We start from the raw sequence: 26,138 nt of genomic DNA, 5'->3' as shown, positions 1-26,138 counted from the left end.
GAGCCTGCCACCGCGCCACACCCTCACGCAGCAAGGAGAACGAACATGCCCGCACTCGACGGATCCGTCGTCCTGGTGACCGGAGCCAACGGCGGTATCGGCACACACTTCGTCAACGAGGCCCTGGCGCGCGGCGCCGCCAAGGTCTACGCCACCGCGCGCAAGCCCCGGACCTGGGACGACGAGCGCATCGTCCCCCTGCGTCTGGACGTCACCGACCCCGCCTCCATCCGGGAGGCCGTCGAAGCCGCCGGTGACGTGACCGTGCTGGTCAACAACGCCGGGACCTCGGTGTCCAGCCCGGGCATCCTCACGCACACCGACGAGGAGATCCGCGCCAACGTCGAGACCAACTTCCTGGGCCCGCTCTTCCTCGCCCGCGCCTTCGCCCCCGTCCTGTCGGCGAAGAAGGCGTCGGCCATCATCGACATCCACTCGGCGCTGAGCTGGTACGCCGTAGCCGGCATCTACAGCGCGACCAAGGCCGCACTGTGGTCGGCGACCAACTCCCTGCGCCTGGAGCTCGCCCCTGAGGGGGTGCACGTCGTCGGAGTGCACGTGGGCTACGTCGACACCCCGATGGCCGCGCACTCCGCCGGCCCCAAGACCGACCCCGCCGACCTCGTGCGCGCCGTGTTCGACGCCACGGAGGCCGGGCGGTACGAGGTCCTCGCGGACGAGGACTCCGTCAAGGTCAAGGCCGGGCTCAGCGCCCCGATCGAGGCGCTCTACCCCCAGCTCGGCGCGACGAACTCCTGAGACCCCGCTGCCGGGCGCCGCGACCGCGACACACACGGTCGCGGCGCCCGGCACCGGCGCGGTGGACCGCTGTCCGCGGGAGGGGAGCCCGGACGGCGTTCGACGGCCTCGCCGAGTGCACGCGCGGGACTCTTGCTCCACCCCCTCGGCAGTCGGGGCCCGGGGACGCTCCCGCGGCGTCAACGGGTGAGGAACTCGACGGCGACGGGGGCGAACTCCCGGTGGTACTGGAAGATGCCCCCGTGGCCCGAGTCGGGGTAGATGACCAGTTCGGAGCCGGGGATGCGCCGGTGCAGGTCCTCGGACAGCACCGAGGGCACCATGCGGTCGTTGTCCCCGTTGGCGATCAGGGTGGGCTGAGTGATCACCGACAGGTCGGCGGGCGCCGAACGCCCCCACCTCTTGATGGCCTTCAACTGCTTCTGGAAGGCCTTGACCTTGATGGGCGCGTCGCGATCCGCGGTGCGTTCCCCAAGCCGCTCGACGAACGCCCTCCCCGCCTTCTTGCCGGTGGCGTCGCGGTTGAAGAACAGGAACTCCTTCGGGTCCGACCGGGCCAGCGCCGCCCGCGCCATGTCGTAGTACGTGGTCCTGGCGACCTTGTCGATGTCCTTGCCCCCGGCGGGCCCGGTGCCGGTGAGGACGAGCCTGCGGACCAGTCCGGGGTGCTCGCTCGCCAGTACCTGGGCGACCATGCCGCCGAGGGAGAAGGAGAAGACGTCGATCTCCCCGAACCCGAGGGCCCTGACGAAGGCGGCCGCGTCGGCGGCCATGGCCTCCACCGTGTCGGGGACCTCACCGGTCGAGGCCCCGACCCCGCGGTTGTCGAAGGCGACCACGTGCCGTTCCCGGGCGACGGGATCGACGATGCGCGGGTCCCAGTTGTCCAGGGTCGCGGCCAGGTGCACGAAGAAGACGACGGGGACGCCCCCTCTCGGCCCGAGTTCCCGGTAGGCGTAGGTCACCCCGCCCGCGGTGACCGTGCGGGTCGGCGCCTTCGCGTACGAGGTGTTGACCGGTTCGTCGCTGGTCTCGCTCATGATGGTTCCCCTGATGGTGTGTCGGCACGGGACGGCTCGACGGCGATGGACGGTTTCCGACGAGTGGTCACGTGCGGCTGATGACGACCTTGCCGCGGATGCCTCCCTCCGCCAGGGCCCGCAGGGCCTGGGGCGCCTGTTCGAAGGGGAACACCCTTCCCACGACGGGGCGCAGCTTTCCGTCGTCGACGAGTGAGCTGATCCGGCGCAGTTGGGCACCGTCGGCGCGCATGAACAAGAACTCGTACGTCACGCCGAGTTTCTTCGCCCGGCGGCGGATCCCCGCGCTCAGACCGGTGATCGCCAGGCGCAGCAGCGGGTTCAGGCCGATCTCCCGGGCGAAGTCCGGGTCCGGCGGTCCGGAGATCCCGATCGCCTTGCCGCCGGGCCGGAGCACACGCAGCGACTTCTCCAGGTTCTTGCCGCCCAGGCTGTCCAGGACCAGGTCGTAGCCGTCCAGTACCTGCTCGAAGTCCTGACTGCGGTAGTCGATGACGGTGTCCGCGCCCAGCTCACGGACGAAGTCGGCGTTGGAGGCACTGGCGGTCGTCGCCACGTGCGCACCGAGGTGTTTGGCGAGCTGGATGGCGATCGACCCGACGCCACCCGAGCCCGCGTGGACGAGGACCTTCTGGCCGGGCCCCACGCTGCCGCGCTCGACCAGCGCCTGCCAGGCGGTGAGTGCCACCAGCGGCAGCGATCCCGCCTCCGTCATGGAGATCGACGAAGGCGTGAGGGCCAGGTCCGCCTCGGAGACGGCGATGCGTTCGGCGAAGGTGCCGATCCGGTCCTTGCGGGGCCGGGCGTACACCTGGTCGCCGGGTTGGAAACCCCGGACCTCGGCGCCGACGCCGATGACCGTTCCGGCGACATCGTTCCCCAGGATCAGCGGAAACTTGTAGGGCAGGATCTGCTTGAACTCGCCGGCACGGATCTTCTCGTCCAGCTGGTTCAGCCCGGCGGCCTCCACCCGTACGAGCACGTCCCCTGCCCCGACGACCGGTTCGGGGACCTCGGTCTCCCGCGGCTCCTCCTTGTACCTGGTGATGACGAACGCTCTCATGCCCTGTCGCTCCTTCTCCGTGGGGCCGGGTGTGGTGTCGGCCGCTGCGCACCGAACAGAAGGGACCGTCCCGCGGCGGTGCACGCGTTGCGGTGCGGGAAGTCGGCGCCGCCTCCGGGCGGCCACGTGAGCGGTGACGGTGTGGCCGAGGCCACGAGCTCGTATGCCGTTGTCCGATGCACCACAGGCCGACCTGCCCTGACCTGGACATACCCGGCTTTAATGAGTGTAATCAAAAATGAGTATACTCATAAATTGTGCGGGGGGAGCCTGGACGTGTGCAGGCGCGTGTCGCAGAGGCGGGGCGTCAACGCCCCGGGCGGTGGCGCCGTGGACCGGGGAGAGCGGGTCCGGCAGGAAGGCCGCCGAGTGCCGCGCCGTGATCGCGGTCGGGTTTGGACTCCAGGAGTGCGGCCGCACCGGGTTCGGCGGCCTCTCCGGGCTCAGGGAGACGCTCCATCGCCGGTGGGGCCGCGCCCGCCCACCGTGGCCTCCATGGCCAACATCCGCTCGAGGCCCTGGCGGGCCGGGTCGGCATCGTCACGGCGGCTTCGCCGCACTGCGGCCCGGGGCGCCGGCTCGGCCGGGCGGGCCCCGGCCTCCGCCCGGCCACGCGCCGATGCCGCAGGGTGGGGCGGCGGGGACGCGCCCACGTGGGCGCGTCCCCGCTGTGCCCCGGCAAGGGCGTCCTACGTCAGGCGCAGGCTCCGACGGGAGCCCTCACGGGCGGCCCTCACCGCTCGTCGGTGTCGAAGGCCTCGGCGACGGCGAGGCTGTCCTCGTAGACGTGGTGCCTGGCGACCAGGCCGTCCTCGAAGGTGAGGTGCATGGCGAACCGGGCGCGGTACGCGCGTCCGGTGGGCCGGGCGGTCTGGCGGATCTCCCCGAGCACGACCGCGTCGTTCCCGTCGACCAGGACGCGTTCGATCTCGGTCGCCACCTGCTCCGGCACATGGTGCTCGGCGATCTCGCGGTAGTGGGCGGCCGCGTCGGCCCGGGTGGACCGGTGGCGGATCCAGGGCGTGGCGGCGCGGCCGTGCTCGGCCTGCGGCCAGCTCAGCTTCCAGTCGCCCCGCTCGGCGTACAGCGCGGCGATGCGCTCGGGGTCGCCCTCGCCGATCCTGCGCAGCAACTCCTCCACCGCTGTGCGGGTGTTCGCGGTTGCTGTTGTCGACATGGCCGGCTCCTCCGTAGGGTCCGCCTCCTGCTCGGGCGGAGAAGGCCCCAACCTAGCCCGCGGCGAGGACGATCGGGCCCTTCCATGATCGGGGCAGAGGGCTGCCCCGGCCCGCTCCCGGACGGGGCAGCCAGACGGCCCCGATCGGGAGCGGCTGTCGGCCGGTGGCTCCAGAACCCGTACCCCGCCGTCGCGCGTGGTCGGCGTTGCCGCTCCTGCCCGTTCGCCCAGGTCCGACAGGAGCGACCCCACCGGGTGACGTCCCAGGGTGTCGTCACCGTTAGGGTCGGTCCATGGCGAGATGGAACCCGGGCACACAGGGGCGGCTCGAGCAGGCCGCACTGGAACTGTTCACGGAACACGGGTACGACAACGTGACCGTGGCGCGCATAGCCGAGCGCGCGGGCATCACCAGGCGCTCGTTCTTCCGCTACTTCCCCGACAAGCGCGAGGTCCTGTTCGGCGGCTCGGAACGGCTGTCCGCCGCCGTGGCGCAGGCCGTCCTCGACGCAGACGCGGACGACGCCCCGGTGACCGCCGTCTTCAGCGCCTTCTCCCAGGTCGGTGCCCGCCTGGCCGACTACGTCGACCACGCAGTCGAGCGCCGCGCCGTGATCGAGACGAGCCCCGATCTGCAGGAGCGCGACCGCACCAAGCTCGCCGCCCTCGCCGGGGCCGTCGGGGACGCGCTGGTGCAGCGCGGCGTGGAACCCGGCTCCGCGAGGATCCTTGCGCGGGTCGCCGCGGCCTTCTACCAGGAGGCCTTCGAGCGGTGGGTCGACGCCGGCGGCGAGGAGGAGTTCGGTTCCTGCCTCCTCGCGGCCGCCGCCTCCCTCCAGGAGGTCCGTTGACCGGGTGCCGACAGCGATGACCGAACCGGCGCCGATGACCGTCCCGTTCCCCGATCGCGGGACGCAGGGGTAGCGGGTCGGGTGGCGGCAGCTCTCCAGCGCCGAACGCCGCCGTGCGTGCACCGGCAGGGGAGCGGGCCCGCACGATATCCCATCGCTCGTGGGCCCGGGCCCCTCTATCGTGGCCGCCATGGTCCACCCCCTGCTCGGGGCTCTGCCGGAGACGCTGCCCACCCGGATCCCCGATGTGTCCCTGCGCGTGCTCACCCCCTCATGCGCCGCCGACATCCGGGCTCTCCTGCAGGCCAACACCGCCCATCTGACCCGCCACGGCGACTTCACCGAACAGGTCCGGGCTTCTGTGGAGGAGATCGAGGAGGCACTGTCCGACTCCGCGGGGAAGGAACGCGCCTACGGCATACGGCTGCGCGAGAGCCTGGTGGGCCAGGTCAGCATCATCGCGGCCGCTCCGCCGCACTACGGCCTGGGCTACTGGCTGGCCCGGTCCGCCACCGGGAAGGGCCGGGCGGGCGCGGCCTGCGCCGCTCTCATCGGGAGCGCCTTCACCGTCCTGGGAGCCACCGACATGTTCGCGGGCGTCACCCATGGCAATGATCCGAGCGCCGCCGTACTGCGCAGGCTCGGATTCGCCCCGGTCGAGGAGTTCCCGACCTACACCCGTTTCCACCTGCCGTTGACCTCCCCCGGCCCCAGGTGGTTCCGGCTCCGCAGCGATCTGCGCCGATGAGCGTTCACCCAGGTCGGAGGGTTCTGTTGAGGGATCTTCACGGGGTTTGGGGGCTGTTGGGAGAGGCCCGCGTCGCCGAGTTCGGCACGCACGCGGACGATGAGGCCCTGAATCCCGGCTGGCGCCGCATCAGCGGACCTTGCGCGGTGGTGGGGCGACGCGCCGTCGTCGACAGGGTGGACGTCGCCCGATGCGGCACTAGTCGCGTCCGCCGCGGCACCAGCGCTGTGCGGACAGTGCGGCCGGGCCGTCCGCGAGCCGGTCCGCGAACGGCCGCACGACCTCCACCGCCTCGTCCGGCAGGGCCCGCACGACCGCGATCATCCCGGTCGTGGCGGTCCCGTCGTCGTCGACGAGGAGTGCCGTGAAGTGCAGGCTGCCGCCGGGGCCGGTGTCCGACGGCAGCAGGTCGGACTCACCCCCGGAACGGGGCCTCGGGGCCCACGCACCGGTGACCAGCGTGTGGGGCGCCTCCTCCCCGTCCGTGTCCGGCTTGCGGTCGGACAGGAGAACCGCGTGGAGGGCCGTGTACCCGGCGTAGAGCCCGGCCGACCAGTAGGGCTCCTCGGTCGCGAACCGCTCCGCGGCGGCGCGGTCGGGGACCTCGACCACGTGGACGCTCCCCGTGTGCTCCTCACCGTCGTCGTCCAGGGTGGGGCCCCGCAGGACGAACCGGTCCTCGAACCGGTCCATGTAGGACCAGTGCTCCTCCGCGAGGTCGTACAGTTCGGACCCCAGCCCGGGGCGGTCCTCGGCGTGCACGTGAAACAGCATGGGTGAAAGGTACCGGTACGTCCCCCGGGGGCAGGAGGCCGGGGCAGGGTCGGCCGCCTTCGCTGACGACTCCGGTGCCCGGGCGCCCCCGCGTTGTGGGAGACGGGACCGACCGGCTCGAACGCGACCGGACGGCGGCCCCGTGCCACGACGGGATTCCCTGCCGGTACGGGGCCACCGTCCGCGGCCACCGGTGAACGGGGTCGGTTCAGCGGGCCGGGGGCGGCTCCGGCGGGCGCATGCGGCCGTTCTGGAAGGAGGTGAACAGCCATGCACCGTTCTCGCGGACGGCCACGCGTGTCTGGACGGACAGGTCCTCGGGACGGCCGGTGCGAGCGCCCGGCCACAGCACGCAGACACCGCTGGTGATGACCACCGCCAGGTCGGAACCGACGAAACGGATGTGCCATGCCTGCGGGTCGGTGAGCCGGGTGCCCGCCATGAAGGTGTCGAACCCCTCCTGCATGCTTGCTGCGATCCCGGCCCGGGTGCGCAGGTGGGAGCCGTCGACGGCGACGAAGTCGGCGTCCTCGGTGAAGGCCGCCGCGAACGCCGCCCCGTCGCCCGCGGCCCAGGCCCGCTGCGGGGCCGCCACCAGGGCGCGCAGCTCCTCTCGCGCCGCCTCCTGCGCGTCGTCCCCTCGCACGGGCCGTTCCTCCTCCGTGGTCATGATCGTTCTCCTGCCGTCCACGGCCCTCCGAGGGGGCCGTCCTGTGTGCTTCCCCGACGGTGGATCCGCCGGGGCCTCCTCTGGCGTCCCGCCGGTCACCGCGCCATGGCCTTCCGCAGAGCCAGGAACTCCAGTCCCGCGTAGACCGCCACGACCACCGCTCCGCTCAGCAGGAACGCCGTCCCCGGACCGGTGAGCGGGATCGGCCCCGCGAACACCAGGACCACGAGCGCCACGCAGGAGAGCGCGTTGCCCGTGACGACCATGGCGGTGTACCGGACCGGGACGGCCGGGTAACCGGCGATCAGCCCCAGGGCGGCGGCACCGCCGAGCATGGCGATACCGAACGGGACCGACCAGGCGAGCGGGAGCCCCAGCAGTTCGACGAACGGCCGACCGGCGGCCAGCAGGACCACACCGAAGACCGCGGTGCTCCAGCCGTCGATCCGCAGGACGGTGCGCAGCTGTTCCGCCGCCCTGCCGTCGATCGCCGTGCGCGCGGCAGAACCCGCCACAACCGATGCGTTCATACCGGCTCCTTCTCCTTCGTGCGGCCCGTACGGGCCGCGTGGGGAGAAAGACTCCCACCGTCCGCTCAGCGCCTCAATAACCTCCGAGGTCATGGCGGCGGCTCCCCGCGGACCGAGGACCTATGCTTCCGGGCATGGAAACGCGAGAGCCGTCGGCCGCGGGCCCCCTGCTGCGGGACTGGCGCCGACGCCGCAAGCTCAGCCAGCTCGACCTGTCCCTGCTGGCCGACACCTCCGCGCGGCACCTGTCGTACATGGAGACCGGGCGGGCCCGCCCGAGCCGGGAGATGCTGCTGCGGCTGTCGGCCGCGCTGGACATCCCCCTGCGCGAGCGCAACACCCTGCTGCTGGCCGGAGGGTACGCCCCCGCCTATCGGGAGAGCAGCCTCGACGACGCGTACATGGCCTCGGTCAGTTCGGCCCTGGAGACCGTCCTGGCGACGCACGAGCCGTACCCGGCCGTCGTCGTGGACCGGCTGTGGAACGTGGTGCGGGGCAACTCCGCCATGTCCGTCCTCATGGAGGGCGTTCCCGCGCACCTGTCGCAACCCCGGCCGAACGTGTTCCGACTGGTGTTGCACCCCGAGGGCCTCGCCGCGCGCCTGGTCAACCTGGGCGAGGTGCGCGAGCTGTTCCTCGACCGGTTGCTGCACCAGGTCAACACCACCGCCGACGCCGACCTGCGGGCCCTCTACGAGGAGGTGTCGCGCTATCCCGCCCCCGGGCCGCCCTCCGACGCCGACACCGGTCCGGCGGACGGGCCGAACCCCATCCGGGTGCCGCTGCGCCTGCGCACCCCCTTCGGAGAACTGGCGCTGTTCAGCACCATGGCCACCTTCGGCGCACCGGCCGACGTGACGCTGTCGGAGCTGGCGATCGAGCTGTTCTACCCCTTGGACGGCTTCACCGCCGACACACTGCGCGCCCTGGCGCCGGCGTCCTCGAAGAACTCCGCCGCTCCCGAGAACGTGTTCCCGTAGCCCGACGGCACGTCGTGACGGGGCACCGGCGACGGTGCGCCGCCGCCGGGGGCGCACCGGGGACGGACGCCCCTTCCCCGACCCGTGCGGCCCGTGCGTCCTCGTGCCTCGCCCCCGGCAGACCGAGGAGCACCGGCACACGTGGACCGATCGGTCTGCGAACGCCTCCCGGTCCTCGTCCGACTCTGCGCGCCGCCGCCGAGACGGCGGACCGGCGGCACCCCGGCCCCGCGCCGGCCCCCTGTGGTGTCCTTGTCACCGGATCCGACGCTGAGAGGTGATGACGGCCCGGCGCTTTCGCACCAAGGACGGCAAGCGGGCAGGGGTCGGCGACCGGGTGTGGACCACGAACCACCGGCCCTGGGTGATCACCGGCGTCGCGGACAGGGTCGGCACCGCCTGGGTGCTCATGGAGCACACCGAGGTCGGCCACGACACCCTCGACATGGCGGTCGAGGACTTCGGGGCCTACGTCTACAAGTCGCATCCTCCCGAGGAGGGGTGCCACCGCGCGGGCTGCCGGTACCGCCCCTGGGGAACCCGCGCCTGAGCCGCGGCACCGGGGCCGGCGCCCGCGGGGACGTCCTCGAGCCCACGCCGCCGGGTCGCCGGATCCGCCGGGCGGGAGCGTGGCGGCGTTCGGGGGACGCCGTCGACGCCCCCGGCGGCGGCGCCGACGGCTCAGGAGGGCGAGACGTGGTCCTGGTAGGCGGTGCTGTCGGTGAGGGCGGCGGTGAGGCCGCGGATCGCGGAGATGCCGACCTCCTCGGCCTGCCGCAACGCTCCGGGGACCTGCAACTGGTAGCTGCGCGCCTTGGCCTCGCCCGCCGCGATCAACGGCAGCACCGCCGTGAGGGGCGACTCCGGGATGCCCATCGCCACGGCGTTCGCACCGTGGAAACGGTGGGCGAGTGCGTGCATCAGGTCGCGCCAGCCCGACCTGTCCATCGGCGACTGCGGCGCGGAGGCGAGATTGGCGCTGGCCGCGTCGAACAGCGCTCCGACGAGTTGCCTGCTGTTCTCGTCCGGTGCGGCGGAGGTCGAGTCGAGCAGGTCCAGCAGCTCGCCGGCCTGCTCGTGGTCCTCGATGCCGAGGAAGAACTCCTCGTCGAGGCCCAGCAGGTGGCCCACGTACCACCAGTAGCGGTAGAGGAGCGACTGTTCCTCCTCGGTGAGCCGGTAGCCGATGCCCTCCAGGAGCTTGAACGGCACGACGGTGAAGTCGAGCCATGTGCGTGCGACGTCGGCCTGGTTGATCGGCACCCCCCACCGGTCGGAGTCCCAGCCGTGCTTGGTGGCCGCGGCGCGGACGCGTGCGTGCAGCAGCCGGACCTGCACGGTCTGCACGAGGCCGGAGGCGCCGTGGAGCAGGCCGCCGGGCAGGATCGCCGAGGCGTTCCACAGCCCGGTCTCGGCGAGCCGGCGCGGCGCCGTCGAGGTCAGCCGGCCGGTGCCCACGAGCAGTCGCGCGATCGAGGGGGAGCTGTAGGTGTGGGTCAGCGATCCGACGGAGAAGGCGAGACTCCTCCAGTGGAACGGCACGGCGAGCGAGGGGCGGTCGCCCTGCTCCAGGAGTTCTTGCGAGACCCATGCGGGCACGGTCTCCGCGTGGGCGAGCAGGGCGTCGACGGCCGGCGGGGCGTCCGGCACGCTCGCACGGCCCTCGGCGAGGCCGCGCTGGAGGGCGGCGCGGGCGGAGCGGCCGTGTTCGTCGAACTCGGCGATGACGGCGTCGGCGAGCGGGTCGCCCACCTGCAGCATGGGCACCAGGAAGTCGACACGGTCGCCGTGGCGGGTCCGGGCGGCGGCGAGGTCGACGAGCCGCTCGGGCACGGACTGGGTGTGGTTCACATCGGTCATGAGGTCGTTTCTATCCTTCCGCGCCCGGAGGCAGCCACGGCCTGCCGATCCCCCCTTCCCCGGGCGAGCCCGTCCGGGCTCCGGGGCGGACCGGCCCCGTCGTACGGAGGAGCGGTCCCCGCTGTCCCCACCTCTCTCTATCCTGCATAGAATAGCTTCTATCTTCCATAGAAGAGTGTGGTGCGGGAGGGGCCCGCCCCCGCGGAGTGCCGCGGCCCGGCGCCCCCCGAACCACCCAGGACGAGAACCACGAGACCCCGCGCCAGCGCGCGACACCGGAGGTGCCCTCCATGCCCGAACGGTCCGGACGCCCGATCGCACCGGCCCTGGTGCTCACCGGAGCGGCCTGCGTGGCACTGGCCCTCGTCCTCCTGTTCGTGAGGGCCGAGGTGCTCCGGAACCCCTCGGCCGGGGCGGGCGGGGAAACGGCGGCCACCGTCAGCGAGGACATGAGGCAGGCGGGGGAGGAGCTCGCGCGCAGACAGGCCGGCGACCCCCGCGCCATGGGAGCGGTGGACGCACCGGTCGTCATGGTCGCCTACTCCGACTACCTGTGCCCCTACTGCGGCGAATGGGTGCGCCGGGTCCAGCCCGAGCTCACCGACATCTACGTCGCGGAGGGCCTGCTGCGCATCGAGTGGCGGGAGTTCCCCTACCTGGGCGACGACTCCCGCCTCCTGGCCCTGGGCGCCGCGGCCGCCGCCGAGCAGGACGCCTTCTGGGAGTACCACGCCCTCGTCTACGACGCCCCGCGGGAGTTCACCGGCGACGACGCGGCCCTGCGCACACGGCTGGAGGGAGCCGCGCAGGAGCTGGACCTGGACGCGGAGCGTTTCGCGCGGGACCTGGAGAGCGCCGACGCGGAGGAGGCGGTCGAGGAGGACTTCGCCGAGGGGCAGGCGATGGGGATCAGCGGCACACCCGCCTTCCTGGTCAACGGCGACCCCGTCCTGGGGGCCCAGCCGCTGGAGTCCTTCACCGGAGCCGTCGACCTCGCCCTGCGCGACGCGGGACGCCGGCCGTGAGCCCCGCCCAGGAGGACCCCCGCAGCCCGCACCGCCCCTCCCGCGCGGCCCCGCCCCGCCGGGGGACGGCGGTCCGCCGACCGCCCGCCGCCGCGGCCCTCTGCCTGCTCCTGGCCCTCGCGGCCTGCGGCAGACCCGAACTCGCGGACCCCGCCGACGCCCTGCCCCTGGACGGGGACCCGGCCCCGGCCGCGGCGGTGGAGCCCGACCTGCTCCCTGGCGTCCTCGACGGAGCGGCCGGGCGGGCCACGCCCTACTCCTCCGAACCCCGCGGCACCGACACCGGGTTCGTCGGACCCGTGACGCCGGAAGGAGGCGGCGAACTCCACTTCGTGGGCACGGACGCCGACGGGCGCACCCGCTGGACCACCGAACGCAACCCGAGCTGCACCGGGTTCACCCTCACCCGCACGCAGGGCGGCGACGACCTGGTCGTGCTGCTCGACAGCGACGCGGCCCCCGAACGCGGACTGCTGGCCACCCGGACCACCGCGGCCGCCCTGGACCCCTCCACCGGACGCAGGGTGTGGGGCCCCACGGAGGTACCCGGCACCTGGGTGGGCCCGGGGCTGGTCTTCGCGCAGGTCGCCCACACCGTCATGAGCGCCGACACCGGCCCCGCCGTCGCCCTGTCCGCGGACACCGGCGAGGTCGTCGCGGACGAGAGCCGGGGCGGGGCGGTCCTGCACGAGTACCAGGGCACCGTGGTCCTCCACCGCGACGGCGCGCTGCGCGCGGTCGACGCCCGCTCGGGGGACGAACTCTGGCACCATGCCGACCTGCCTGTCCCCGACACCCTGGAAGGGGAACCGGGGGAGACCTCCCTCACCTACGGGCCCCGCCCCGCCAGCGGCTCCGCCCCGTGGGCGGTCATCACCTGGGAGCGGGGGGAGGCCACGGCGTTCACCGTCCACGACCTGAGGGACGGCCGCGCCCTGGCGGAGCCCCTCGCGGGGGCTCCGCCCGTGTCGGTGGGCGACGAGCACGGGCGGGCTGCCGTCGCCGGGACCTCCGCCCGCTCCGGCGAACCCGTCATCGCGGGGTGGGACCGGGCCTCCGGGAACCGGGCGTGGACGGTGGGGGCGGACCCGGGGGAGCGGCCCGTCGGCATCGTCTCCGGATACCTGTACACCTCGCTCGACGGGGAGAACCGCGTCCGCTCCATGGCCGACGGCGCCCTCCTGGGACGCGGCGACTGGCGGATCCCGGTGGCCGGGACGGCGGGAGGCACGGCCGTGGCGGCGGTGCCCGGCGACGGCGGCGCCGACTCCTACACCGCGTTCCCCCCGCACGGCGCCGACCGCGAACGGGGAGGAGCGTGATCACTATGCTGAGGGAGGATTCGACGTCGATGCGGGGTGCGGGTGCGATGATCGCTGGGCTGGGACCACTGGAGGCCGCGGTCATGGAGGTGCTCTGGCGGGCGCCCGAGCCCCTGCCCGTGCGCGGTGTCCTGGAGGGGCTCACCGACCACGAGGTCGCCTACACCACTGCCTCCACCGTCCTGGAGAACCTGCGGCGCAAGGAATGGGTCGACCGCGAGCGGATCGGCCGCCTGTGGTTCTACCGCCCCCTGCGCGACCGTTCGACGCACGCGGCCGAGGTGATGCACGAGGCGCTGACCGGCAGCCGCGACTCCGAGGCGACACTGCTGCGCTTCGTCGACACCATGCAGCCCGAGGACGTGCGCGCTCTGCGCGCCCTGCTCTCCGAGGTGCCGGGCGAGGAGGAACCGTGATCTGGTCCTTCGCCGCCCTGTGCGCCGTGGCCGCGCTCGGGGCCAGGGGCCCCGGGCTCCTGCGCCGCACCGCCCGCTCCTGCGACCCGGGCCCGCGCACCATGCTGGCGCTGTGGACCGCGGCCACCGCGGCCTGGGTGCTCTCCTGCGCGACCCTGCTCGCGGTGCTCGCCGCCGACCTCCTGGGTCCCTCGGTCAAGGGCGTCCTGGCGGCGTGCGTCAGCGTCCTGCAGGCCCTGGAGCGCAACCACGCCGGGTGGGGGATCGCAGCCGGGGCGGCACTGGCCCTGGCCGCCCTCCTGCGCCTGCTGTGGACCGCCGCCTGCCAGGGGCGGGCCGGCCTGTCCTGGAGGCGCACCCACCACGACGGCCTCCTGGCCACGGCGCAGCGCCGACGCCTGCACGGCCAGCCCGTGTGGCTGCTGGAGACCGCCGAGCCCGGCGCCTACTGCGTCCCCGGCAGCCGGGGCGGCGTCGTCATCACCCGGGGCGCCCTCGGCGCGCTCACCGCCTCCCAGGCGCACGCCGTCCTGGCCCACGAGCGGGCGCACCTGCGCGGCCGGCACCACCTCGTCGTCGCCTGGGCCCGGCTGCTCGACCGCGCCTTCCCCGGAGTCCCCCTGTTCCGCGCCGCGGCGCGCGAGGTCCCCGTCCTGGTGGAGTGGGCCGCCGACGACCACGCCGTGCGCGCCGTCGGGATGCGCCCCCTGGTCCACGCGCTGGGCTCCCTCGCGGGGGCCGCGCCGGCCGGGGCGCCGCAGACCCTGTCCATCGGCGGCGCGTGCCCGGTCGAACGCGTGCGCCGCCAGGTCCGGCCGCCCGAGCGGTGCCGCCCCTGGAGGGCGCGGGCCCGCACCTGGGCCACCGCCGGGCTCGTGGCACTGCCCCTGGTGTTCACGGTCGCGTCGGCGCTCGCCGCGGTGCTGATCCCGCACTGCCAGTGCGCCGCCGGCTGATCTCTTCCGCGTGCCCGCACGGTCGTGGTGGGCATGTCTCCAGTCCGTCGTCGGCGGTCCACCCCCCCCGAAATCAGGATCATCCCCAGGGGCACACCGTGCCTTCTTCCTGATCTTCGCGCAGGCCGCTCCGCCGACAGCTGCTCGGACAGCCGCGGGCAGGCGGCGATGCCGGCGGCAGACGCTTTCGAATCCGTTCGATGGCCGGTCACGTCCGAGCGGTGCGAGGGTGCTCAATGCAGGCGAGGGATGCTCCAGGGGAGCCCATGGAAAGTCGACCGACAGGCACCGCGCGCTCGTATTCCCATCGGATTCACTCTGGGTCGGTGGATCGTCGGAAGGGAAAATTCTCGCCGGGTTTTAAGGTGTGAAGTACGACTGTCCGTCATCCATTCAACGAGGTTCGACGCCGACAAGGGGGTTGTGCGGCGCCAAGGCTCGGATGTGGGATTTCCTGTGTTGGAAGAACCTCTTTTTGTGGTTTTGTTGGCACTTCTTCGATTGCTGTCGTCCCGGCAAAATGCATGTGGCTTGACGCGTATTACTGCCCTGTTAGCCTGAGGCGGTGTTCCGGTGCCCCCGCTCGGGATCGCCCCGAAACACCGGTCGCCTGGAAGATCGGTGTTGCCTGTATGTCCGACTCCACGAGAAAGGCGCCGGAGACGCCACTCGGCGGACGGTTCTGGGCCTTCTGGTCCGCGTCCCTGGCCTCGAATCTCAGCGATGGTGTGGCGATGATCGCGATGCCGTGGCTCGCGTCTTCACTGGCGCCCGACAACCCCGCTCTTGTGGCATCGGTGGCTGCTTTCGGGCGCCTGCCCTGGCTGTTCCTGGCGCTCCCTACCGGAGTTCTGGTGGACCGGGTACCCAGGCTCACGCTGATGGTCGGCTCCAACTCCCTCCGCATGCTTCTCTGGGGACTTCTCGCTGTCGTGGTGTTCTCCGGATGGGCCTCGATCCCCCTCCTGGCGGTGTTCGCGTTGGCGTTCGGTGCGCTCGAGGTCTGTTACGACACGGCGGTTGAGACCACGGTGACCTCCCTGGTGGCCAAGGAACGGCTCGAGGGTGCGAACGGGCACCTCCGGTCCGGGGCCATCGTGGCGCAGGAGTTCGCCGGCCGTCCGCTGGGCGGTTTCGTGCTGGCGCTCGGGTTGTTCGTCCCGTTCCTGTTCAACATCGGTGCGCTGCTGGTGTCGGTCGTGGCCCTGCTGCGGGTGCGCGCCACCGTGCTGTCCGCCGTCACGCCGCAGGCTTCTGTGAGCCCGGTTCCCGAGCCCCCTGCGACGCCCGCCGCCCTGCGTGGTCTCAGCGGCGTGGGAGAGGACTTGGCAGAGGGCGTGCGGGCCCTGTGGAATCAGCCGCTCCTGCGTGCCGTGGCAGTCGTGGCGGTGTTCGTGAACACCGCTTTCGCGACCGTGCTGTCCACGCAAGTCCTGTTCGTCCGAGACACCCTGGGGCTCGGTCCGGTCGGCTTCGGACTTCTGATGGCCTTCGCCGCGGTCGGCGGAATCGCCGGGGGACAGGTTGTCCCGTGGCTGCGGAACGCTCTCCCGTACGGCACGCTGCCGGTCGTGTGCCTGACAGGAAGCGGACTCCTGTACCTGGCGGTGACACTGTTTCCGATCACGCCGGTGGTGGCCGGGGCGTACTTCCTCACGGGTGGTCTGGTGCTCGGATACGGGGTCGCGATGACCTCCATCCGCCAGAGGATCACGCCGGACCACCTGTTGGGCCGGGTCAACGCCGCCATGCGCACCGTCACATGGGGCATGAGCGCTGTGGGCATGGCGCTCGGCGGTGTCCTGGTGTCGTCCCTGTCCCCGATCCTGGACCAGACGGACGCGCTCCGCGCTCCCTACGCCCTGGTGAGCGTGGTCGTTCTGACCGTCGTCGTGTTCTTCGGCCGAAAGCTCACCCGTCTCGTGCGCGAGAACGACGTCTGAGCTCTTCTCGCTCCCGGGGTGGTGCCGAGGTTGCGTGGTGCCGGCTCGAAAACAGGGACCGCCACCACAGGTATGTGGGCACACCCACCCCGAGTCGGCAAGGCACTCCGCGTCACGCCGCAGGGGGAGGGGCGGCAGCCGCGCAGCACATTCCGGCGCTCCATGCGCGCGAAGGTGTGCCCGACTCGGGCGCGCACGCTTGGGTGCGCGGCGTTGTGCTCCTCCCTCCACTGGGCGAGGGGCTCGTCCCCAGAGCCCTGGAGGTGCTCTTCGGCCAGCGGCGTCAATCCTCGTTGACGAATTGGGTGGCGGTCAACTACGGTTGACTCATGGATGTGGAACAGTTGACCGAGCTCGCGGCACCGACGGCCGCCCACGACCCGTTGGCGGGATTGCGCGCCCTGGCGCGACTCCGCGCCGAGACGGAACGCATCGAAGCGGTGCTGGTGCGCCGCGCCCGCGACAACGGTGCCACCTGGCCGCGAATCGCCGCCGGCTTGGACGTTTCGGAACAGGCGTTTCACGACAAGTACGCCGGGCGGGGCCTGTTCGGCGGTCGGTCATGACCGCCGGTACATACGGCGACCAGCAGCTCGTCACCAGGCTCGGCGAACTCTTGGGCCCGCGCCACCCGGTCGCCGCGGCGGCCGTGGTCACGCCTGCGGGCATGCGCGTGGCGAGCCGCGGAACCGGCTTCGACGCCGACTTCGAAATCGGCTCGATCGCGAAGGCGGTCACCGGGCTGCTCTACGCCGACGCCCTCGCCCGAGGCGAGATCACCCCCGACACGAGCCTGGGCGAACTGTTGCCCCTGGGCGAGGCCCCCGCCGCACGAGTGACACTGCGATCGCTGAGCACACACCGCTCCGGCCTGCCCCGGCTGCCGAGATCCGCACGACCCTGGCAGCGCACCTTCGCCCTGTGGCGGCACGGAACCAACCCCTACGGCGAGGACCTCGAACAACTCCTCGACCAAGCCCGGGGTACTCCGCTGAGCACGCCGCGGTCCCGCTACTCCAACCTCGGGTTCGAACTTCTCGGGCACGCCCTCGCCCGCGCCGCCACGACGACCTATCCGGAGCTCGTCCGCCAGCGCATCGCCGCCCCGCTGGAACTCGACTGCTTCTACGTCCCGGGGACGGCCGACGAGCTTCGGCCCGGGGCGCTCGACGGCAGAAGCCGCCGTGGACGACCGCGACAACCCTGGACCGGTGAGGGACTCGGACCGGCAGGCGGCATCCGGGCCTCCATCGCCGGCATGGCCCGCTTCACGGCGGCGGTACTCGACGGCAGCGCCCCGGGCGTCGCCGCACTCGATCCGATCGCCCCGTTCGGCGCCGGCGCCCGCATCGGCGCCGCATGGATCACCATCCAGGTGGAGGGCCGACCGCTCACCTGGCACAACGGCGGCACCGGCGGCTTCCGGTCCTGGCTCGGACTCGACCGCGGCACCGGGACCGGCGTCGCCCTCCTCTCGGCCACCGCCGCACCGGTCGACCGTCCCGGGTTCACGCTCCTGGCCGAGCACAGCCGCACCAGCCGCCGATAACACGACCAGGCACGTCCTCGCCTGCCGACAACGGACACTGGCGGGGCCGTCCTCGGCCGCCCGCTGCCGGTCCCCGGGGGAGCGGCAGCCGCTGTTCCGCCGGGCGGGGGAGCGGGCCGGGGCGGCACGCACCCGAACCGTGTTTCTATCCACCTTAGCGGCTCTACTATGTTGGATAGAAACAACTGCCGGGTGAGGAAAGAGGCCGACGATGTCCGATGCCCCGAAGCAGGGAGCCCAGCCCGCGGGCCGCTCATCCGGAGGCGGAACCGCTGCCCGCGGCGGCGCCTCCTGGAAGGTGCCGCTGGCGGCGGGCGCGGCCCTGCTCCTGGTCACCGCCGCGGTCGCCGTGGTGCGGTTCACCGGGGGCCCCGCCGAGGAGACGGGCGCAGCGCAGGAGGCGGGCGCGTCGGATGCGCCGTCCGGGTCCGCCGCCGACGGGCCCGGGGACGCGGCCCCCGCCGGGGCCGACGCTCCCATGGCCCGCAGGCAGGCCGACGACCCCACGGCCCTGGGCGACGTCGACGCACCGGTCGTCATGGTGGTCTACTCCGACTACCACTGCCCCTACTGCGGCCGCTGGGTACAGGAGACCCAGCCCGAGCTGGCGCACTACGTCGAGTCCGGCGACCTGCGCATCGAGTGGCGGGACTTCCCCGTCATCACCGACACCTCCGAGGACGTCGCCCGGGCCTCCCGCGCCGCCGCCGAGCAGGGCGCCTTCTGGGAGTTCCACGAGGCCTACTACGCCGCGACCGAGGAGCCGGGCGAGCGCGACACCGAGGAGACCCTCGCCGGGGTCGTCGACGAACTGGGACTGGACGCCGGGCGCTTCGACGAGGACCGCGCCGCGGACGCCGCGGCCGCGCAGGTCGAACGCGACTTCTCCGAGGGGCTCTCGATCGGTGTCACCTCGACCCCGGCCTTCCTGATCAACGGCCAGGCCGTCATGGGCGCCCAGCCCCTGGAGGTGTTCGAGGCGGTCATCGACAGCTCCCTGGAGGCCGCCGGGACCGGGGACGGGGGTGGGCGGCAGTGACCGACATCGGTTTCGCCGCCGCACTGGCCGGCGGGGTGCTCGCCCTGCTCAGCCCCTGCAGCGCGCTCCTGCTCCCCTCCTTCTTCGGCTACGCCTTCCGCGACCCGCGCCGCCTCCTCGTGCGAACGACCGTGTTCTACCTCGGGCTGTGCACCACCCTCGTCCCCCTGGGGGCGGGGTCCGCGCTGGTCAGCCGCCTGGTCTACGGGGAGCGGGAGCTCCTGATCGCCGTCGCCGGATGGCTCGTCATCGCCTTCGGCGTCGCCCAGATCGCGGGCTTCGGCTTCTCCTCGGGCCTGGCACAGCGCATCCAGGGACGCCTGGCCGGCAGGACCAGCGGGGTGTCGGTCTTCGCCCTGGGGGCGGTGTACGGGTTCGCGGGCTTCTGCTCCGGCCCCATCCTGGGCGCGGTGCTGACCGTCGCCGCCACCGGCGGAACCGTGCGCGGCGCCCTGCTGCTGGCGGTCTACGCCCTGGGCATGGCCGCGCCGCTGTTCCTGCTGGCGCTGCTGTGGGACCGCTACGACCTCGGGTCCCGCCGCTGGCTGCGGGGCCGCACCCTCCGCCTGGGCCCGGTGGAACTGCACACCACCGCCCTGCTGTCGGGCCTGCTGTTCATCGGGGTCGGGGTCCTGTTCCTCACCTCGCAGGGGACGGCGACCCTCTTCGGCGGAACGGGCCGCCTCACCGAGGCGGCGCACGGCGTCCAGGAGTGGGTCTTCGGGGTCGGCGGATCGGGGGCCGACACCGTCCTTCTGGCGGCGGCGGGCCTTCTGCTCCTCGCGGTCGGACTCCGCGGCTGGTACCGCCAGCGCGGGGACGCCGCGGGGCCGGAGCCGACACGGCCCTCCGGGGCGCCGGGGCGGGGGTTGGACCGGGGCGGGGACGCCCCTGTTCCTCCCGGCCCTGAAAGCCCCTCGGGCTCGGCGGGATCCTCGTTTTGACGGTCGCGGGGACGCCGGTGGACCGGCCGCCGGCCTGTCGGCGAGCGACGCCCCAGAACATGTCGGTGCTCCCTTCCAGGTGACGGTGCACGAGCGCAGGAGAGGGCGGGGCGGCGGCGAACTCGACCTCGCCATGGTTTCCCGCGGACGTTTGCGCCGACGAGCACGAACATGCAGTGGGCGCGAGCATGAAGATGTCAGTGTGCCCTCGTGCTCCTGTTGCGCTCAGACCGAAGCGGCCTCGCTCGAAGCGGGGCACCGCACGCGCACCAGTTGGGCGAGCAGGGCCAGCACCGGCAGTTCCAAGAGCGGACCCACCACGAGGGCGACCGCTATCAGGGGCCGGTCGGGGAAGGCCGCGACCGCGATGGCCAGTGCGATGGGCGAGTTGCGGGCCGTGGTCACCATGGTCAGGGTCACGGCCTGGTCTGCGGGCAGGCGCAGCAGGCGCGCCAGGCCGGTGGCGACCAGCGGCAGCGCGACGAAGAAGACCGCCAACGGGAGCAGCAGGGCGAGCAGGTCACCGGCGTGGTTCAGGACGGTGCGGGCCTGCCAGGCGAACATCGCCAGCACCGCCGTGTACAGCAGCGGCAACACCAGGCGCGAGGCCGGACCGTTCACGTACCGCTCGCGTCAGGCGGCTCCCTTGAACCGGTTCGATGCCCACCGCAGCACCAGGGCCAGGGCCACTGGGACGACGAGGACGAGCAAGACCGACTCGGTCAGGGTTCCGGCGTCGACCATAGCGGCCTGCCCGCCCAGCAGCAGCACGTACACCGGCAGCAGGAGCAGTTGGAGGATGAGGTTGACCGGCAGCAGGGCCGCAGCGATGCCGGTGTGGCCCCGGGCCATGGCGGTGAAGACCAGGTACCAGTCCGTGCACGGGGTGACCAGGAGCAGCAGCAGACCGATGCGCAGGTCCGGCTCCCCGCCCAGCAGACCGGCGCCCAGCGCCCAGGCCAGGGCCGGGGTGAACACGAAGTTCAGCACCAGGCTCGTGACCACGAGGGTCTTGGCCCGGCGCACTTCGCCGACGTGGGCGGCGTCCATCTGCACGAACACGGCGGTGAGCATCACCAACAGGGCGGGCAGCACCACGTGCTCGGCCGCCGGGCCGATGGGCAGCAGCAGCCCGACCCCGAGGCCGATCAGGGCGGCCAGGGCCACGAACAGGCTCTGGAGGCGTTCGGCGGACGACATCGGGTCAGTTCTCCTTGACCGGGCCGAGGACGCCGAGCAGGCGGGCGGCCTGTCCGGCAGGGGAGTCGGGGGCGGGGCGGTGGTCGGGGTGGACGCTCACGTGCAGGTGCACCCGTTGGGGGGTGAAGTCGATGCGCAGGTCCAGGAAGGCGCAGCACTGCTGTTTGGCCGCGGCCAACTCGGCGAGGTGCCCGGCTTTCTCCAGGGGCAGGCTCCAGGATCTGCCGTGCGCGCGCGGGGTCGAGGCTGCCCGGGCCAGAAGTTCGCGCCAGGCGTCCAGACGGCGTTCGTGCTCGCCCGCCTCCAGCAGGCAGGTGGCGCCACCGCCGGCGGCCATGGGCAGGGCGCGCGGATGCCCCGGGTGCTCGGGGGGTGCCAGCTCGGCCAGGAACGCGCACCCCGGATCGCACGGGGCGTCGCGGTCGGCCAACTGCTGGAGGCGGGTGTGCGCGGTGCGCAGCAGGGCTTGGAAGTCGGCCAGTTCGGCGGCCCGGTCCCGGGCCTGTTCCAGGCGAGGGGTGAGGGCTTCCTTGACGCGCGCGCAGGGGTGGGCCGCCCACAGGGCGGTCAGCTCCCCGATCTCGTCCAGGTCCAGACCCAGGCGTTTGGCGGTGGTGATGAACGCGAGCCGGTCCAGGGCGCGCTCGTCGTAGAGGCGGTAGCCGGCCGGGGACCGCTGCGCCGGAAGTAGCCCGCGCTCCTCGTAGTAGCGCAGGGCGGTGGCCGCCACGCCGGAGCGTTCGGCCAGTTCAGAGACCCGCATCAACACCATGCGCCCACGGTGGACCTTCGAGTCGACTCGAAGGTCAAGTCCGGACCCTGCCCTTGATCCCTGCCCGTGACCACACACGGTGGCGAACAAGGGGCAGGGCTGGTATGCGCCCTGCGGTCCTGGCGGTCGCTGTTGACGAGCGCGGGGTCGGCGGGAAGGGCAACACTGGGATCGCCCTGGTCCTCTGCACACGCACCAGGGCGGGGCGGCACTCTGCGGGAGCCCCCGCCTCGCCGGGCGGGGGCTCCCGTATTGGTCGGCTCAGGGCCGCCTGTCAGGCGGTGGGTGCGCGGAGCGCGCGGACTTCGGCGCGCAGTGCTGTGACCTCGTCGTCCAGTTCCTGGACGAGCTTGTGCAGAGCCTGGATGGAGACCAGGGCGACGCCGCTGGAGTCCACGACGGGGATCGTGGTCTCGCTCTGGCCCAGGCCGAAGGCGGCGTGGAAGTCCTGGGCCATGGGGCCCAGGTGGCGCACGTGGGCGGGCTCGGCGTCGTAGCGCCAGGTGGAGATGGGCAGGGCGCTGACCTTGTCCAGGATCGTGAAGCCGTTGACGGGCTCGCCCTGGTGTTGGGGTGCGGGGGGGAGCCGCCCCGGGGGCGGGGCGGCTCTTGCGGCGGCCGAACACGGGTCAGCGGCTCCAGTCGACCGGGACGATGTCGCTCTTGATGTTGCGGTCGCTGCCGAAGACGGCCTTGAACGCGTGGTTGACGATCCCCGCGGCGTCGTCGAAGGGATTCCCTTCGTGCTTGCCGGGTTCGAACTGCGTTCCGGTCTGGGTGGGGGCGTCGTCGGCCTGGGCGGGGCCGGCCAGGGAGGCCAGGGTCAGGGCGGCCGCGGCCACGCCGAGGCCCAGGGTGGCGAGGCGTTTGGGGATGCGCATGGTTCCTCTTCACAATTGATGACCAAGAGTCATTGAGTCACTACTTCTCGTGTCCGTTGGGGGTGGTGGGTTCGGCCCAATTCCCCGAAGCCACGGCGAGGGATGAGCGCTCGACGGGACGCACCCACAGTGACCATGACTCCTGTCCGGACTTCTCCGCCCGCACCGCCGCTACGCGGGGCACGGCAGGGGCGAAGGCTTCCCGGGAGGACGGATGTCAAGGGGAGATGCTCTTATCCGTGCGGTCAGAGACCCCCGGGCTTCGCTGGAAGACGCCGTTGCCCATTTCCGGCGCACTCGGCTCGCCCCCGCGTCCTTCGCAGAGGTGTTCTTCCGATGTTCCTCAACCCCGCAGCCCCCGCGCAACCACGTGTTGCGCGGGGCTCTCCCCTGTCCGGGCGGGCCGCAAGGGCGGCTGCGGTCGGACCGGATCCCCCGCGCAACCCGGGCCCGTAGCGCCCCATACCGGGACGGGTCGCCCGACGTGCGGGCCCATCGGGTCGGCATCGGCCCGTTGTGCCCGACCGAACCCACGAGGGGGGCGAGGATGGGCCAGCCGGAGCGCGCGACCCGCGCCGGGCCACCAGCGACCACACGCACCCCTGAGAACGGGAGAACCACACGATGTCCGAGCAGACCGTGAAGTCCGCCTTCACCATGGAGAAGGCCAACGCCGACCTGTACCCCTGGATGGACGGGCACCACCACGTCGAGCCCGGCTCAGGCGACGCGCCGATGCACGTCTTCGCCCAGACCGCGGACGGCGGCCCGGTCTACGGCCCGGACGCACAGCCCTCGGAGAGCGGCTACGACATCCAGGTGCCGCTGAAGGCGGTCGCGCTGCAGGCGCACGTGATCATCGACTTCTCCACTCTGGGCGTCTCCGCCGATCTGGGCTACGCACTGCCGTTCCACCCCACCGTTCACCTGGCCGGCCTCAGGGGAAACCTCCGCGACGGGCTCACTGTCCGCGTGGGCGGGCTCGTCCAGGGCGAGGTCTCCCTCTCCTTCGCAGATCAGTGGCTGAAGATGAGGTTCGACGGGTCGGTCCTGGGGGAGAAGTCGGTGTTCGACATCAAGCTGGTGCCCACCCAGTTCTGAACTCCACCCGCACGGCTTGCGGCCGGGGGACGGGACAAGGCAGGCCGGGAAGGGGCAACGACCTCTTCCGGGCGCGTCGGCCCGGGCGCCGCCGACGCGGGTAGGTTGCCGGGGGCGTCCGATGCGGAGCCGGAGAAGTCCGGCGCCGAGGAGGGGCAGCACGGCGGCCAGGGTCACAGACCAGCCGACGAAAGCCCTCCGCCCGACCGAGAGGTGGTGCGCGGGGGGCTTCGTCGTGCCCGCGAAGGAGCTTCGGCCACGGTGGGTCACTCCCCGGTGTCCGGTTGCAGGGGGTGCGGTGGCGGCCGGGAACGGACACATCTTCCACACGGGATTGTCGTCCGGGTCATCGCTGCAGTCCTCGGTCGGAGCTCCCGAGGACTGGTTGATCGGAAGGTACTGGTCTTGTGGCCGGCTCACGAAGGGTCACGGAGCCCTGTGCCCGTGAGCCCTTACGGCCGGGGTCGGGCAGACTTCGGGGCATGACCGCGATCACGCGAAAGAGCGGAAGTATGACCGGAGTCAACGGGATGAGTGAACGCGAGTACTTCGCCGGCGCGGCCCGACAGCACTTCGCGCACATCGCCCCCGACCCGCCGAAGGATCCAGAGGTCCCTCCCATGAGCATCCGGACGACGCATCGCGCTCTGCTGAGCCGTCTGCTGCCCGACGACGAACCGGACGGCCTCGCAGTACGCCAGGGGCAGTTCCACACCGTGGTCATCGGCTCGGACCGCGTCGTGTGCCTGCCCCGCACCCGGGCGGCGGCCGCCCGGCTGCCCGAGCGGGCGGCCGCACTGCACGCACTCGCCGGCCTCGACCTCGACTTCCGCACACCCGAGCCGCTGCTCCGGGGCGGCGCCCACGGCACCGACGAGGAGCCGTTCCTGGTGCTCGGCCGCATCCCCGGGGAACCGCTGGAGCCCGACGCGCTCGACGACGCCCGAGTGGCCGGCGCCGTGGCTGCGCAGTACGCCGCGCTGCTGTCCGGTCTGGCCCGTGCCGGCGCCGACGAGACGGTGCGAGCGGTTCTGCCCCAGGCGCCGGAAGACCGGTGGCGGCGGTTCGCGGCGGACGTACGCGCGGAGCTGTTCCCGCTCATGTCCGACAGCGGGCGCCTGCGGGCCGAACGGGAACTCGCCGTGCTCGACGGCCTTCCCCACGTCGACCGGGCAGTGGTGCACGGTGACCTCGGCTCGGAGAACGTCCTGTGGGAGTGGGAGCACGGCCTGCCGCACCTCTCCGGAGTGCTCGACTGGGACGATGTCGCACTCGGCGACCCGGCCGAGGACCTCGCGGCCATCGGCGCCGGCCACGGCCGCGGCCTCCTGGAGCGGGTGCTCGCCCTGGGCGGTCGGCCGGACGACGGGCTCGCCACCCGCATCGCCGCGATCCGCGGCACGTTCGCCCTGCAGCAAGCCCTCTACGCCGTCCGCGACGGCGACGGGGAAGAACTGGCCGACGGCCTGGCCGGCTACCGCTGAGGCGCACCGGCGCATCCGCCGCACCGTGCCCCTCGTGTCGACGGCGGCCCGGCGGACGCAGGCGGCCGCGGCACCGGACACGGGGGCGCCCGCCGGAGCCTCAGCCCTGGGGCCGAGGGAGCGGGCAGGAGTCGGCGGTGCGCAGCCGGGCCCGCAGGGCCACGGCGAGGAGGACGAGCCCGGCCGCGGCGAGCACCGGTTGCAGCGGCGCGAACCAGGCCAGGGTGCCCGAGGCGCCCAGCGCCAGCAGGACGAGCTTGTTGCACACCGGGCAGCCGATGGCCAGCCAGGTCAGGACGACACCGCCCAGGCCGCCCCGCGTGTTCCCCTCCCGTTCCCCGCCCCCGCCGACGTAGGTCGCGGCGAGCAGGCCGGACAGCACTGCGCCGGCGCCCCAGACGGGGTAGGACCACCAGGTGGGCTCGATCTCCCTCGTGAAGAAACCGTTGGGCACCAGTACGGTGGGCACCCCCAGGAGCACCAGCGCGCCCAGGGTGGCGGCCGCGGCGACCGCCCAGTGCCGGTGGGTCCACGCAAGCATCCGCGTCCTCGCCTCTCCCGGGGCCGCTCCGGGGGAGGCTGGCCGCCGATCTGTTTTCTATCTCGCATAGAAGATAAGTCATTGCCGGGCGGGACGGGTCCATGGGGGCGGGGTGAGGGCGTCCGGTGGGTGGTGTGACCCTTCCGACTGTCGGAACGGATACACCCGGGGGTATGCTGGCGGCCATAAGGCGAAAGGATGCAGATGAAGCCTGAAATGGTCGGCGACGCCCTCACGAGGCTCAAGCGCGCCCAGGGGCAGCTCTCCGGTGTGATCTCGATGATCGAGGAGGGCGAGGACTGCGCGGCGGTCCTCCAGCAGCTGGCGGCCGTCTCCCGGGCCCTGGACCGGGCCGGGTTCAAGATCGTCGCCAGCGGCATGCGGCACTGCAACACCGCCCGTGACCGCGGCGAGGAGCCCGAGCTCACCGAGGAGGAGCTGGAGAAGCTCTTCCTCGCCCTGGCCTAGGACTTCGCGGGGCCCGTCCGCGCACCCGTGCGCCGTCCGCGCCGG

General features: G+C 72.6%; 28 protein-coding genes and 1 pseudogene. 17 read left to right on the top strand and 12 right to left on the bottom strand.

Features of this window, described 5'->3' with window-relative positions; translation table 11 throughout:
• Positions 1-45 precede the first annotated feature (45 nt).
• On the top strand, positions 46-759 hold the full coding sequence (locus tag ACQPYD_RS17665) for an SDR family oxidoreductase (protein ID WP_433696696.1): 714 nt from the start codon (positions 46-48) through the stop codon (positions 757-759).
• 179 nt (positions 760-938) lie between these two features.
• On the opposite strand, the gene ACQPYD_RS17660 is transcribed toward ACQPYD_RS17665, so the two are convergent.
• The 3 genes from ACQPYD_RS17660 to ACQPYD_RS17650 form a co-directional block, all read right to left on the bottom strand.
• The gene (locus ACQPYD_RS17660) at positions 939-1,799 is read right to left on the bottom strand and encodes an alpha/beta fold hydrolase (protein WP_433696695.1); all 861 of its coding nucleotides are present in this window, start codon (positions 1,797-1,799) and stop codon (positions 939-941) included.
• 67 nt (positions 1,800-1,866) lie between these two features.
• Positions 1,867-2,862, bottom strand: coding sequence for an NADP-dependent oxidoreductase (locus ACQPYD_RS17655; protein ID WP_433696694.1), 996 nt, complete (start codon positions 2,860-2,862; stop codon positions 1,867-1,869).
• A 733-nt stretch (positions 2,863-3,595) separates the two neighbouring features.
• Positions 3,596-4,039, bottom strand: coding sequence for a nuclear transport factor 2 family protein (locus tag ACQPYD_RS17650; RefSeq protein WP_433696693.1), 444 nt, complete (start codon positions 4,037-4,039; stop codon positions 3,596-3,598).
• Positions 4,040-4,332: 293 nt separating this feature from the next.
• On the opposite strand from ACQPYD_RS17650, the gene ACQPYD_RS17645 reads away from it, so the two are divergent.
• Positions 4,333-4,890: a TetR family transcriptional regulator gene (locus tag ACQPYD_RS17645; RefSeq protein ID WP_433696692.1), complete on the top strand. Its 558-nt coding sequence runs from the start codon at positions 4,333-4,335 to the stop codon at positions 4,888-4,890.
• Positions 4,891-5,080: 190 nt separating this feature from the next.
• Positions 5,081-5,638, top strand: a complete 558-nt coding sequence (locus ACQPYD_RS17640; RefSeq protein WP_433696691.1) for a GNAT family N-acetyltransferase — start codon at positions 5,081-5,083, stop codon at positions 5,636-5,638.
• Positions 5,639-5,836: 198 nt separating this feature from the next.
• Here ACQPYD_RS17640 and ACQPYD_RS17635 read toward each other — a convergent pair whose 3' ends face one another.
• The 3 genes from ACQPYD_RS17635 to ACQPYD_RS17625 form a co-directional block, all read right to left on the bottom strand.
• The gene (locus tag ACQPYD_RS17635; RefSeq protein ID WP_433696690.1) at positions 5,837-6,412 is read right to left on the bottom strand and encodes a YciI family protein; all 576 of its coding nucleotides are present in this window, start codon (positions 6,410-6,412) and stop codon (positions 5,837-5,839) included.
• A gap of 208 nt (positions 6,413-6,620) precedes the next feature.
• Entirely contained in the window at positions 6,621-7,082 is a 462-nt protein-coding gene (locus tag ACQPYD_RS17630; RefSeq protein ID WP_433696689.1) for an SgcJ/EcaC family oxidoreductase, read from the bottom strand.
• A 95-nt stretch (positions 7,083-7,177) separates the two neighbouring features.
• Positions 7,178-7,612, bottom strand: a complete 435-nt coding sequence (locus ACQPYD_RS17625; protein ID WP_433696688.1) for a hypothetical protein — start codon at positions 7,610-7,612, stop codon at positions 7,178-7,180.
• A 134-nt stretch (positions 7,613-7,746) separates the two neighbouring features.
• Here ACQPYD_RS17625 and ACQPYD_RS17620 point away from each other — a divergent pair, with 134 nt between their 5' ends.
• Together ACQPYD_RS17620 and ACQPYD_RS17615 are read left to right on the top strand one after the other, a co-directional pair.
• On the top strand, positions 7,747-8,592 hold the full coding sequence (locus tag ACQPYD_RS17620; protein ID WP_433696687.1) for a helix-turn-helix domain-containing protein: 846 nt from the start codon (positions 7,747-7,749) through the stop codon (positions 8,590-8,592).
• A gap of 280 nt (positions 8,593-8,872) precedes the next feature.
• Positions 8,873-9,142, top strand: coding sequence for a hypothetical protein (locus ACQPYD_RS17615; protein ID WP_433696686.1), 270 nt, complete (start codon positions 8,873-8,875; stop codon positions 9,140-9,142).
• Positions 9,143-9,273: 131 nt separating this feature from the next.
• Here the strand turns inward: ACQPYD_RS17615 and ACQPYD_RS17610 are convergent, their stop codons facing one another.
• Positions 9,274-10,452, bottom strand: a complete 1,179-nt coding sequence (locus ACQPYD_RS17610; protein WP_433696685.1) for an oxygenase MpaB family protein — start codon at positions 10,450-10,452, stop codon at positions 9,274-9,276.
• 290 nt (positions 10,453-10,742) lie between these two features.
• Here ACQPYD_RS17610 and ACQPYD_RS17605 point away from each other — a divergent pair, with 290 nt between their 5' ends.
• The 9 genes from ACQPYD_RS17605 (at position 10,743) to ACQPYD_RS17565 (ending at position 19,646) form a co-directional block, all read left to right on the top strand.
• A complete protein-coding gene (locus tag ACQPYD_RS17605; RefSeq protein ID WP_433696684.1) occupies positions 10,743-11,477 on the top strand; it encodes a DsbA family protein in 735 nt (244 codons plus the stop codon).
• Positions 11,474-12,799 carry a PQQ-binding-like beta-propeller repeat protein gene (locus tag ACQPYD_RS17600; protein ID WP_433696683.1) on the top strand — a complete coding sequence of 442 codons (1,326 nt, stop codon included), beginning with the start codon at positions 11,474-11,476 and terminating at the stop codon, positions 12,797-12,799. Before ACQPYD_RS17605 ends, ACQPYD_RS17600 begins: the two co-directional genes overlap by 4 nt.
• A 5-nt stretch (positions 12,800-12,804) precedes the next feature.
• Positions 12,805-13,215, top strand: coding sequence for a BlaI/MecI/CopY family transcriptional regulator (locus ACQPYD_RS17595; protein ID WP_433696682.1), 411 nt, complete (start codon positions 12,805-12,807; stop codon positions 13,213-13,215).
• A complete protein-coding gene (locus tag ACQPYD_RS17590) occupies positions 13,212-14,171 on the top strand; it encodes a M56 family metallopeptidase (protein WP_433696681.1) in 960 nt (319 codons plus the stop codon). Before ACQPYD_RS17595 ends, ACQPYD_RS17590 begins: the two co-directional genes overlap by 4 nt.
• 632 nt (positions 14,172-14,803) lie before the next feature.
• Positions 14,804-16,114, top strand: coding sequence for an MFS transporter (locus ACQPYD_RS17585; RefSeq protein ID WP_433696680.1), 1,311 nt, complete (start codon positions 14,804-14,806; stop codon positions 16,112-16,114).
• A gap of 329 nt (positions 16,115-16,443) precedes the next feature.
• The gene (locus tag ACQPYD_RS17580; RefSeq protein WP_433696679.1) at positions 16,444-16,680 is read left to right on the top strand and encodes a hypothetical protein; all 237 of its coding nucleotides are present in this window, start codon (positions 16,444-16,446) and stop codon (positions 16,678-16,680) included.
• Complete coding sequence (locus ACQPYD_RS17575; RefSeq protein WP_433696678.1) at positions 16,677-17,663, top strand: serine hydrolase domain-containing protein; 987 nt, start codon at positions 16,677-16,679, stop codon at positions 17,661-17,663. Before ACQPYD_RS17580 ends, ACQPYD_RS17575 begins: the two co-directional genes overlap by 4 nt.
• 211 nt (positions 17,664-17,874) lie before the next feature.
• Positions 17,875-18,702 carry a DsbA family protein gene (locus ACQPYD_RS17570; RefSeq protein WP_433696677.1) on the top strand — a complete coding sequence of 276 codons (828 nt, stop codon included), beginning with the start codon at positions 17,875-17,877 and terminating at the stop codon, positions 18,700-18,702.
• Entirely contained in the window at positions 18,699-19,646 is a 948-nt protein-coding gene (locus ACQPYD_RS17565; protein ID WP_433696676.1) for a cytochrome c biogenesis CcdA family protein, read from the top strand. Before ACQPYD_RS17570 ends, ACQPYD_RS17565 begins: the two co-directional genes overlap by 4 nt.
• Before the next feature lie 225 nt (positions 19,647-19,871).
• Here the strand turns inward: ACQPYD_RS17565 and ACQPYD_RS17560 are convergent.
• The 4 genes and pseudogenes from ACQPYD_RS17560 to ACQPYD_RS17545 form a co-directional block, all read right to left on the bottom strand.
• Positions 19,872-20,846 (bottom strand): annotated as a pseudogene (locus ACQPYD_RS17560) (arsenic resistance protein).
• A 4-nt stretch (positions 20,847-20,850) separates the two neighbouring features.
• Positions 20,851-21,609 carry a MerR family transcriptional regulator gene (locus ACQPYD_RS17555; RefSeq protein ID WP_433696675.1) on the bottom strand — a complete coding sequence of 253 codons (759 nt, stop codon included), beginning with the start codon at positions 21,607-21,609 and terminating at the stop codon, positions 20,851-20,853.
• 283 nt (positions 21,610-21,892) lie between these two features.
• The gene (locus ACQPYD_RS17550) at positions 21,893-22,075 is read right to left on the bottom strand and encodes a hypothetical protein (protein WP_433696674.1); all 183 of its coding nucleotides are present in this window, start codon (positions 22,073-22,075) and stop codon (positions 21,893-21,895) included.
• A 172-nt stretch (positions 22,076-22,247) separates the two neighbouring features.
• A complete protein-coding gene (locus ACQPYD_RS17545; protein WP_433696673.1) occupies positions 22,248-22,499 on the bottom strand; it encodes a hypothetical protein in 252 nt (83 codons plus the stop codon).
• 624 nt (positions 22,500-23,123) lie between these two features.
• Here ACQPYD_RS17545 and ACQPYD_RS17540 point away from each other — a divergent pair.
• Together ACQPYD_RS17540 and vph are read left to right on the top strand one after the other, a co-directional pair.
• Positions 23,124-23,600, top strand: a complete 477-nt coding sequence (locus tag ACQPYD_RS17540; RefSeq protein WP_433696672.1) for a hypothetical protein — start codon at positions 23,124-23,126, stop codon at positions 23,598-23,600.
• Positions 23,601-24,220: 620 nt separating this feature from the next.
• On the top strand, positions 24,221-25,084 hold the full coding sequence (gene vph / locus ACQPYD_RS17535; RefSeq protein WP_433702081.1) for a viomycin phosphotransferase: 864 nt from the start codon (positions 24,221-24,223) through the stop codon (positions 25,082-25,084).
• Between the two features lie 100 nt (positions 25,085-25,184).
• Here the strand turns inward: vph and ACQPYD_RS17530 are convergent, their stop codons facing one another.
• Positions 25,185-25,625 carry a hypothetical protein gene (locus ACQPYD_RS17530; protein ID WP_433696671.1) on the bottom strand — a complete coding sequence of 147 codons (441 nt, stop codon included), beginning with the start codon at positions 25,623-25,625 and terminating at the stop codon, positions 25,185-25,187.
• 216 nt (positions 25,626-25,841) lie between these two features.
• Here ACQPYD_RS17530 and ACQPYD_RS17525 point away from each other — a divergent pair, with 216 nt between their 5' ends.
• The gene (locus ACQPYD_RS17525) at positions 25,842-26,093 is read left to right on the top strand and encodes a metal-sensitive transcriptional regulator (RefSeq protein WP_267950408.1); all 252 of its coding nucleotides are present in this window, start codon (positions 25,842-25,844) and stop codon (positions 26,091-26,093) included.
• The last annotated feature ends 45 nt before the right edge of the window (positions 26,094-26,138 follow it).

Origin of the sequence: Nocardiopsis sp. CA-288880 (genome assembly GCF_050955985.1) — a bacterium.
In the GTDB taxonomy this organism is placed as follows: domain Bacteria; phylum Actinomycetota; class Actinomycetes; order Streptosporangiales; family Streptosporangiaceae; genus Nocardiopsis; species Nocardiopsis tropica.
The sequence above is the reverse complement of the archived record's forward strand: the minus strand, read 5'-3'. Positions and strand labels throughout refer to the sequence as shown.